Genomic DNA, 9,458 nt, shown 5'->3' with positions numbered 1-9,458 from the left:
CTTCTAGATATCGTTTTACTGCTTGTATTTTATCTTTTGAAGAAAATTTAGCCATAAAAAATGCACCTCCAATTGTTAATTATGTGTCTAACAATTGGGGTGCACTTCAAAATTGATAGTCTTTAGTCGTCGCTACGCTGCATACCAGTATACATTAATACGAGACGTAATAATTCAAATACAGCTACAGCTGCAGCTGCTACATATGTTAATGCTGCCGCATTTAATACTTTACGAGCTTGCCCATATTCATCTGTTGATACAATACCTAACGCTTCAATTTGTTGCATTGCGCGCTTTGACGCATCAAACTCAACTGGCAATGTAACGAGCTGGAACACAACACCTGCTGCCATTAAAATGATACCTAATAACAACAAACCAGACATTTGTGCAAATATACCGATTAGGACGAAAATCCAAGACATATTCGAACCAAAGTTTGCAACTGGCACTAACGAATGACGAACGCGCATAAATTTATAATCTTTTGCATCTTGAATTGCGTGTCCTACTTCGTGTGCTGCAACTGCTGTACCAGCAACTGAATGTCCATAATAGTTATCTGTTGATAATCGAACCGTCTTAGCGGTTGGATCATAATGGTCTGATAAATGACCTGGTGTTTCTTCTACAGCTACGTTGTATAATCCATTTTCATCTAAAATTTTTCGAGCCACTTCCGCTCCTGTCATACCTGATGTTGAATAAACTTGTGAATACTTGCTATAGGCACTACGTACTCTTGACTGTGCATACAACGGTATGATCATTATGATCGCGAAGTAAATTAAATAAAACATCATGAACCTCCATTGAAGTTTTAATTATAGTACTTCTCATTCTATTTTCTTCTGCCACTATTGTCAATGAATAAACCTTACAATCCATATCTTTATTTATTGCATTATCTATTTTTAGAATGTACATTACTTTTTCTTTTTTCTCTTTCTCCTTTATACTTTCTCCATCCAACATAAGTTAATGTGAAGAAAATAAGTCCCCCAGTAATTGTCATAAACCAAATGAGAGAGGGTGCAATTTCATCTTTTTTTACTGTGTGAAATATCTTTTGCAAATCCCCTTTAATAATCCCTAATTGCATTTGGCCGCCTTTCGTTTTTAACATAACGTTACGAAATTCATCTAAATAAGATAAATGAACATTTACACGCTGAACCTCGTTTTCTGGCAAAGCAATCATTAAGCTTGGATAAATAATATTGAATTCATTTAAAAACGTATTTAACGTTTGTTGAAACTGCCCAGCATCTTCTTTTTCCATCGCTTTTTCCATTTGAGAAAAGGCATCCATTACTTTCCTTTCTCTTTCCATCCAAAGTGGTTGATATTTCGATACTTGTGCATCAACAGCAAGTTGTAATGCCAGCACATTATCAATTTTAGCTTGCTTACCTAAACCTTCTTCAGAGAGCGATTGTTGCGCCTTATCGTAAGCTAAAGAAATAACTCTAACTTGATCTGGTGTTACTTCCTGCTTCTTTTCATTCCCCTTTATTAAAAATTGCTCCGAGAAATGTTGTAATACTTGTACCGCTTTTTCATCTTCATTACGCTTCACTAACTGTAACGAGGCGTCTAACAACCCTGTTAGCTCATTCCACTCTTCAGCATATATACGTAACGGAAACATTATAATTAGAAATGCTATCAATCCAATTAATGTTCTCTTCATCCCGGTCCCCCCTATAACTACTAGTACAAAATATGTTAATTTGGACAAGAATAGAACAGAACTAGACCGAAAAATATATTATCATTTTACAAAGAAAAAAATTCTCTTTAAGCAGAGAATTTTTTCTGTGACATCCTTTTCTTTTTTACGAAATATCGATATAAACTGTAACAAAGTATACTACCACCTAAAATGAATAATAAAATAGCACACGCAGCATGCATAAAGAACTCTTCTGGTAACATTAATATAATTGGATCTTTTTCAGGATCAAAAACCCAATAATCATTACTAAATAAAAGTTTATGGAATAATACAAAACTCTTTTCAAAATTAATAGCAATTGGTAACATAAGCGCTATCGGAAAAATGATTGTTAAAATCGATCCATGCAGTAAAAACTTTTCATTTTTCTTTTTTAATAAATAAATTCCGCCTATCACTGCAATCATAATTGTCGCATACATCACATATTGAATCTTTACTAAAATATTTTTAACATCTACAAAATGAATACGGCCATTTGTGGACATATCTAATGTTGGCAAATGTAATGCTCCGTCATAAAACGGGGATAAATATGTAATAAGCACATCGTAATTTCTTTTAATTTCATCCTTCGTCATATCCGCTAAATCAGGAATATTTAAAAAATCAATTTCAAAATAATACAGCCATTTTCCATAGACAACTGCCGTTGTTGCGAGTGCAAAAATAGAAAATGCTATGCTATATGAAACAACTAAAGTAATCAATCGATCCAATATTTTTGTACCACTCTTATTTTTCTCCATGTTCTCCCCCTAAATGTTCTAACCATCATAAAGAAAATTGTTTCCTTTGCTCACGTAAGCAACAATAATATGTAATACATAGTACAGCAATACTTAACCAAAACGTAAAATAACCAATTTCCTCTACAAACAAATGCATAATTCCATATCGCGGCATTTGCCAAAATAAATAATCAATTGCATCGTTATGCAACGTCCACACAGCTGCTACTATAAAATGCCATTTTTTTATACGATAGAATGGAGCATATAAAAATCCTTGTACTGCCATCGCAAAGTGCGAAAGCATTAACATGTAGCCCATAAGGCCAATAGGCCCTTTTACGTAAATCATAATCCCGTTTACAACAACAGCCCAAATACCATATTTTATTAAAGTTACAATCGCTAACGCTTCTATTAATCCCCAGTTTCTCTTTGCCAAAAAAGCAATTAAAACAAAGACAAAAAAGAGACTCGCCATAGGACTATCTGGTACAAACGGCCAAAATATAAGTGACGTTTCTTTCAATTGATTTCCGTACCATATAAATCCGTAAATTGTACCTAATATGTTAACAATTAATAAAAATAATAATACCGAGCGTTGTCTTAACATTGCATACAAGTACACCAATCCGTATGTCCAACACCTTTCAAGCAAAGTAATTCATTCATTAAATCCTACTCTATTATAACAAACTTCATCCAACTAAATAGAAAAGCTGACTACAAATTTTGTAGTCAGCTTTTTATTATTTTTTATTATACTTTGCAACGAATTCCGAAAGCTTCTTCAGTTCCTCATCCGTACCTTTAAATACACCTTTAGGCATTGAACCTTTTCCCTCTTTCGCAATTTTAGCAATTTCTTCTGGCTTTAAAGTTAAGTTTTGCAGTGCCGGTGCTGCTGCCCCGCCTTGTAAATTGTCACCATGACATGTTAAACAAGTATTTTTTTGCATTAATTTATAGCCATCATCATTTTTATCAACTGGCGCTGTTTTTACAATTGCTCCTTGTTTTTTTGCAGCTTCCCAGTCGTGGTGTGCTACAGATTCCCAAGTTAAAAAGATAATCGATGCAATTGCTAAAAGCATAAATCCAGTTGCCACAGGACGCTTCAATGGACGTCTTTCTGGACCTCGATCAAGAAATGGAGCTAACAGTAATGCTCCAAACGCAATCCCTGGCATAATAAATGCTCCAATTACAGTAAATGAACCGGAAGCATACGAATACTTTAATAACTGATACAAGAATAAGAAATACCAATCTGGAAGTGGTATATATCCAGCATCTGTTGGGTCCGCCATTCTCTCAAGCGGCGACGGATGCGCCACTGTTAAACATAAATAACCGATTAAAAAAACTGCACCAACCATCCATTCTTTTAACAAGAAGTTCGGCCAAAATGCTTCTGTTTTCCCTGGGTATTCAGAATAGTCTTTTGGAATATTTGGTTTCCGAGCTACTGGTACCCGAGAATCTCCTACAAACTTCATCCCTTTGCCGCGATGCATAATCTCCCTCCTTTAGTTCTTTCCCCTTTAATTTAGCAATCTCTTATAGTGGACCGGAAATACCTTGTTTGCGAATCATGATGAAGTGGAAGGCCATTAAACCTAGAAGTGCTGCTGGTAAGAAGAAGACGTGAATAGCAAAGAAGCGAGTTAATGTTTGAGCGCCAACAATTTCGGAATGACCAGCGAGTAATGTTTTAATATAAGGACCAATGAGCGGTGTTTGCTCTGCAATTTGAATCCCTACTTTTGTAGCAAATAAAGCTTTCATATCCCACGGCAATAAATATCCGGTAAAACCAAGACCTAACATAACAAAGAAAATAAGAACACCAACAATCCAGTTTAACTCACGGGGCTTTTTATACGCACCTTGGAAGAAAACTCTGAGTGTATGTAAAAACATCATTACAATTACGAGACTAGCACCCCAGTGGTGCATACCACGAACAATTTGCCCATAAGCAACTTCATTTTGTAAATAGTAAACTGATTCCCAAGCATTTTTAATATCAGGCACATAATACATCGTCAAAAACATTCCAGATAAAATTTGAATTACAGTAACGAAAAAGGTAAGTCCTCCAAAGCAATAGACGAATGCAGAAAAGTGATGTGCCGGGTTTACATGTTCAGGTACTTCATGATCAGCGATATCACGCCATATTGGTGTAATATCCAATCTTTCATCCACCCAATCATAAATTTTATTTAACATCTACTTTGCACCCCCTCTTGGCTTCGCTTTTCCTAGATACAGCGTTCCATCTTTCACTTTAGACTCGTACACATCAAGCGGAGCAAGGGGTGGCGTACCTTTAATGTTAATCCCATCTTTTGTATAACGCCCCCCGTGACATGGGCAAAAGAATTGATTCGGATGTGCTTTGTCCGAATTCCAGTTAACTGTACATCCTAAATGTTTACATACTGGAGAGAACGCAACAATGTCTCCGCTTTCATCTTTATGAACCCAAGCCGATTTTGGTTCTTCAGACTTGTACCAACCATCAACCTGCTTCACTTTAAAATCGAAACGCTTCGGCTCTGTTGTAATATCCTTTACTTGCGCAACAGCAACCATATCTGTTCCCGCTTCTTTTCTTAACACCGGATCAAGCGCAAATCGCGTCATCGGCATTAAAATACCGGCAGCCATAAAGCCTCCTACCCCTGTGAGTGTGTAATTTAAAAATTGTCTTCTTGACACGCGATGTTCTTTGTCGCTCACGAAAATTTCCCCCCTCTATCAGAAATTGTCCCCTCGTGATAAATTATATAAAAAATAAAAACTAGGACACTATCATGATATAATACGCTCATGCACAGGTCAATATCATACTACTCATAATAATAAGAACTTTCTGTTTATTGCGAGTTTCCCCATTTCTCTTCCAACATCACCATTATATTTTTTATATGCGCATGAATAACTTCTCTTTTTGCTTGATCACTAAATTGTTCTAACGCTAATGAAGGAAACCAAAATAAATCTCCCTGTAACTCTTGCATATCCTCTTTCCATGAAAAATCACTTGTAACATAAGCAATATGCTTAAAACCTTCACTTCGTAAATGATTTGTCCATTCTTGCAAACGACCTTTTTCATTCTTTTGACTTTCTACCAAATACGTAAACGCAGGCAGTAAAAGCACTCTTCCTTTATACTCTCTTTCCAATTCCGTGCTCAACAATTCGATAAATTCACCTTGTTCTACAACCATTTTCATTTCTTTTGCTGCCGAAATTGATAACAGCGGTATTACTCCTGTATCAACATACTCTCTTGCTTGCTCAAACTGTTCTACATCTTTTACAATCCACTTCAAATCCCTTCCCTCCTTCACTCCTTCACTTACAAATGACAGAACTTTCACTTTATATATATTAAACCACACTAAAAGAGGTAAAAAAAGAAAAACTACCCAATATAGGTAGTTTTTCTTTATAAAAGTCTGAAATTTGTAAAAATTAATTAATCCAAATAAATTCTATAAAGTCTTTAACTCTGCCGTTAATCTATGAAACGCTTCCTTATCTTGCTTATCTAACGCTTCATCAATTTGTTTCAAAAGGCGTTCTCTCCTAAACGAAAATACACTTTCTTCCAAAAACCTTTCTGCAAGTAAACGATCTTTTTCATTTACTTCAATATGCTTTGGTAGATATGGGTTTTCTTCTAATACAGCTACATAATTCGCATTTTGAAACGATGATTTAAAGTTGAGTTGAATATAAATATCCTCATCTCGATTTAAACGAATATCATGAAACGATTTTTCAGCATCTGTTGTCATAACATTTTGTTTAAAAAAGTGAAACGGTGTGTCTTTCACACAATTCGCTGACATCACTAAGCCACGCGGACAATATTTTGCATGCTCTACGAAGTGGACTTTATGCATCAATTGGTCGTGACTCATTAAATAATTCAGAATCCATACACATTCACGCTGTTTCAGTTGGTAATTATTCAAAAACCATTTTACAAAATCCTTCTTCTCGTTTACAGAAACAGGGGTATTCATAGCAATTAAGTCCCTCCTCTGTCTTTCTCTTTTCTTTTTAGATTCAAGAAGCGGCATTCAGTTTCCTTCCAACTTATGAAAAATCCTCTAAATTATATAACAATTCTTCAATATGAATTTGTGTCGGGTCTAGTTGTAATAACTGGGTAAATACTTCTTTCGCCTCTTTTCGTTTTCCTTCTTCCAATAAGAAATAACCGTACTCTTCTAAGAAGTCTGGATGATTCTTAAAAGAAGTATATGCACTTTCATAGTGTTTTAATGCATCCGAATACATTTCTAATTGTTTTTTTGCATACGCAAGATCCCAAAGTAGTTGTGTATCTGGTTCTCCACTATCAATAGCACGCTCTACAATTGCAATTAACTCTTCGTACTTTTCTTGTTCTTTTAAGATATATGTATATTTTAATGTTGCACCTAAATGCCCTGGATCTAACTCAAGCGCTTTTTGAAGAACTTCCTCTGCTTCTACTATTTTCCCTAATTTCGCCGCAATGTTCGCTAACTCTACATAAAATGGAACTGAAAGCTCATCTACTTTAATTCCTTCATGAAGCGTTTCATAGCTTTCTTGAAGCATTCCTTCTTTTTCATAGCTTTTCGCTAAATACATGTACAGTGATGCGTACTCAGGGTCTAATTCTTTTAGTTCTTGCCAAGCACCAATTGCTCTCTGATATTCTTCACCTTGGTATAATGTAAAGGCATATCCAAATAATGAGTGAATATCTTTTTGTTCCTCTAGGCCTGCTTCATAATAAGAAATCGCTTCTTCCCAGTTTCCGATCGCGCTTAACGTTTCTGCGAGGCGAAGTGCGATCACAACACCACCCATTACTTTATGTTCCGCTAATAGCGATTCATAATAAGTAATTGCCTTTTGTTCTTCACCTTTACTACTATATAATTCTGCTAACCCAAACGTAATAACAGGTTCATCAGGCATCATTTCTTTCGCCTTTAATAGTTTTTGCTCTGCTACATCATCAAAACCTTGCATTTGGAATAAATCTGCAACAAGTAATAACGATTGAACATATAAATCGTCATTTTCTGGAATATCATGAAGCACTTCAATCGCTTCATCTTCTTTATCTAGATCAATATATAATTCTGCTAAAAATACAGTGAATTCACTTTCTTCTGGATACAGTAAACGTAAGTCTTCAGTAATTGCTAATGCCTCATCTGTAAATCCAAGCGTATGATAGTAACGAGCGATATCATACTTCTCTTCATCATTCGCAATTTTTAATTGTTCTTTTAATAATTGTAATCCTTTTTCCGCTTCACCATTTTCAATATATGAAACAGCTTGTTCAAACTTTTGCATAAACGTCTCCTTTAATTCTTAAAAATATTCTCTTCTGTTCATTTATCATAAGCAACTCACTGTTAGAACGCAACCTTTAGAATGAGCATACTTCTTCTTATACTTCTTCTTACAGAGTAGTTAATTGTTCAAAAGGTTCGGATATGACACCGATACCTTACCATCATCTTCTATTGTACCGCTTTCTTTTATGACCGTGCAAATAACTTCTCTCACTAATTATCGAGCCATACAAACCGTGGTTTACAGAATAACTTAATTAGCAGTCTTCAACCTTTATTTTGAATGCGATAAAAAAGGCTCCTATACTAGGAGCCTTCACAATCTCTTAAGAATATGTTTCTTCTTTCTGTACTTGCTCATTTACAAGCTCTTTCAGCAACTCTATAATTTCATCATTTTCTTCCTTCAAACCGACAGTAATACGAATACCATCATCGATACCAAATGCAGCACCAGAACGAACGATATATCCTTTTTTCATTAATCGTTCGAAAGCTTCATTACCCGGTATACCAAGTTTTAAGAAAATGAAATTTGTTTGGGATGGATAATAGAATACGTTATATTCTTTACAAAATGCATAATACTGATTTAAACCTTCAGCATTCTTTTGCACACAATCTTGTAAAAAGGCTTGATCTTCTAATGCAGCGAGTGCTACAGATTGGGCTACAGTTGATGTATTGAATGGTAACCTAGCTACTTCTAGCTGTCCGATTAACTTCGCATCCCCAATCGCATATCCGATACGAAAAGCAGCTAAACCATATGCTTTTGAAAACGTGCGTAAAACCATAAGATTTTCATACTTTTCAAGAAGTGGTAATGTTTGCGGATAGTCTTCTGTTTCCGCGTATTCATAATATGCTTCGTCCATAATAACGAGAGCCGACTTAGGAACTGATTCTAAAAATGAAAGTAATTTTTGTTTCTCAACATATGTACCTGTTGGATTATTCGGATTACAAATCCATACAATTTTCGTTTTCTCATCTACTTGCTCTAGCATTGCATCTAAATCGTGAATACCATCTTTAAGTGATACTTCACGAACTTCTGCTCCTTCAATAACAGCATGGTGATGATATTGTGAAAACGTAGGATTCGCCATTACAACGTTTGTTCCTTCATGTAGTAACGCTCGGCTAATCATTTGAATGACTTCATCTAATCCACTACCAAATAGTAGTTGTTCTGCTTTTACACCTAAATGTTCCGCTACTTTTGTCCGAAGTTCAAAGGCATATCCATCTGGATAAAGGGCATATTGGCTCGCTAAAGAAGTTAATGTTTCTGTCACACGTGCTGAACAACCGAATGGATTTTCGTTGGATGCTAATTTCACAATTTTTGATAAACCATATTCTCTTTTTACTTCTTCAATGTTTTTCCCAGGCACATACGCTCTCAAAGTTAACAATTGCTCTTTCACTCTCATTTTTCTTCCCCCAGTCATTTCATTCAATTTGATTACAATACGGTTATAGCCCCATGCCCATCAACTTAAGAATTTGCACTACCCCCAAGTGTCAAAAAACGTTATTCTTTCTAAAAAGCTAGCTAGAAAGGATGACATTTTTTATGAATCTTTCAATTCA

The 9,458-nt window shown here is 35.3% G+C and carries 11 protein-coding genes; all 11 read right to left on the bottom strand.

What is annotated here, in order from left to right; genetic code table 11:
- Positions 1-122 precede the first annotated feature (122 nt).
- On the bottom strand, positions 123-806 hold the full coding sequence (locus ACS2CR_RS32345) for a zinc metallopeptidase (RefSeq protein WP_058839490.1): 684 nt from the start codon (positions 804-806) through the stop codon (positions 123-125).
- A 101-nt stretch (positions 807-907) separates the two neighbouring features.
- Positions 908-1,696, bottom strand: coding sequence for a sporulation protein YpjB (gene ypjB, locus ACS2CR_RS32340; protein ID WP_053514107.1), 789 nt, complete (start codon positions 1,694-1,696; stop codon positions 908-910).
- 107 nt (positions 1,697-1,803) lie between these two features.
- Entirely contained in the window at positions 1,804-2,490 is a 687-nt protein-coding gene (lit, locus tag ACS2CR_RS32335; protein ID WP_000414377.1) for a lipoprotein intramolecular transacylase Lit, read from the bottom strand.
- 25 nt (positions 2,491-2,515) lie between these two features.
- On the bottom strand, positions 2,516-3,106 hold the full coding sequence (locus ACS2CR_RS32330; protein ID WP_140159941.1) for a DUF1405 domain-containing protein: 591 nt from the start codon (positions 3,104-3,106) through the stop codon (positions 2,516-2,518).
- A gap of 118 nt (positions 3,107-3,224) precedes the next feature.
- Positions 3,225-3,992 (bottom strand): menaquinol-cytochrome c reductase cytochrome b/c subunit, encoded by a 768-nt coding sequence (gene qcrC / locus ACS2CR_RS32325; RefSeq protein WP_000554603.1) that lies wholly within the window; start codon positions 3,990-3,992, stop codon positions 3,225-3,227.
- Between the two features lie 43 nt (positions 3,993-4,035).
- Positions 4,036-4,710 (bottom strand): menaquinol-cytochrome c reductase cytochrome b subunit, encoded by a 675-nt coding sequence (gene qcrB, locus ACS2CR_RS32320; RefSeq protein WP_000932700.1) that lies wholly within the window; start codon positions 4,708-4,710, stop codon positions 4,036-4,038.
- Complete coding sequence (gene qcrA, locus ACS2CR_RS32315; protein WP_001280593.1) at positions 4,711-5,223, bottom strand: menaquinol-cytochrome c reductase iron-sulfur subunit; 513 nt, start codon at positions 5,221-5,223, stop codon at positions 4,711-4,713.
- Positions 5,224-5,360: 137 nt separating this feature from the next.
- Positions 5,361-5,822: a YpiF family protein gene (locus tag ACS2CR_RS32310; RefSeq protein ID WP_000871314.1), complete on the bottom strand. Its 462-nt coding sequence runs from the start codon at positions 5,820-5,822 to the stop codon at positions 5,361-5,363.
- A 162-nt stretch (positions 5,823-5,984) separates the two neighbouring features.
- Positions 5,985-6,521 (bottom strand): ReoY family proteolytic degradation factor, encoded by a 537-nt coding sequence (locus tag ACS2CR_RS32305; RefSeq protein ID WP_001095925.1) that lies wholly within the window; start codon positions 6,519-6,521, stop codon positions 5,985-5,987.
- Positions 6,522-6,594: 73 nt separating this feature from the next.
- Complete coding sequence (locus tag ACS2CR_RS32300; protein WP_088911095.1) at positions 6,595-7,857, bottom strand: tetratricopeptide repeat protein; 1,263 nt, start codon at positions 7,855-7,857, stop codon at positions 6,595-6,597.
- Positions 7,858-8,185: 328 nt separating this feature from the next.
- Positions 8,186-9,298 (bottom strand): histidinol-phosphate transaminase, encoded by a 1,113-nt coding sequence (gene hisC / locus ACS2CR_RS32295; protein ID WP_001264037.1) that lies wholly within the window; start codon positions 9,296-9,298, stop codon positions 8,186-8,188.
- Positions 9,299-9,458 lie beyond the last annotated feature (160 nt).

The sequence above is a fragment of the Bacillus cereus group sp. BceL291 genome (assembly GCF_051776705.1).
Classification (GTDB): domain Bacteria; phylum Bacillota; class Bacilli; order Bacillales; family Bacillaceae_G; genus Bacillus_A; species Bacillus_A cereus.
Note: the sequence above shows the minus strand (reverse complement) of the source record. Positions and strands in the feature narration are given on the sequence as shown.

Bases quoted from the DNA above. Each gene is read 5' to 3' on its own strand.
- lit (WP_000414377.1), bottom strand. From the start codon at position 2,490: ATGGAGAAAAATAAGAGTGGTACAAAAATATTGGATCGATTGATTACT.
- ACS2CR_RS32305 (WP_001095925.1), bottom strand. From the start codon at position 6,521: ATGAATACCCCTGTTTCTGTAAACGAGAAGAAGGATTTTGTAAAATGG.
- qcrC (WP_000554603.1), bottom strand. From the start codon at position 3,992: ATGCATCGCGGCAAAGGGATGAAGTTTGTAGGAGATTCTCGGGTACCA.
- hisC (WP_001264037.1), bottom strand. From the start codon at position 9,298: ATGAGAGTGAAAGAGCAATTGTTAACTTTGAGAGCGTATGTGCCTGGG.
- qcrB (WP_000932700.1), bottom strand. From the start codon at position 4,710: ATGTTAAATAAAATTTATGATTGGGTGGATGAAAGATTGGATATTACA.
- ACS2CR_RS32345 (WP_058839490.1), bottom strand. From the start codon at position 806: ATGATGTTTTATTTAATTTACTTCGCGATCATAATGATCATACCGTTG.
- ACS2CR_RS32300 (WP_088911095.1), bottom strand. From the start codon at position 7,857: ATGCAAAAGTTTGAACAAGCTGTTTCATATATTGAAAATGGTGAAGCG.
- ypjB (WP_053514107.1), bottom strand. From the start codon at position 1,696: ATGAAGAGAACATTAATTGGATTGATAGCATTTCTAATTATAATGTTT.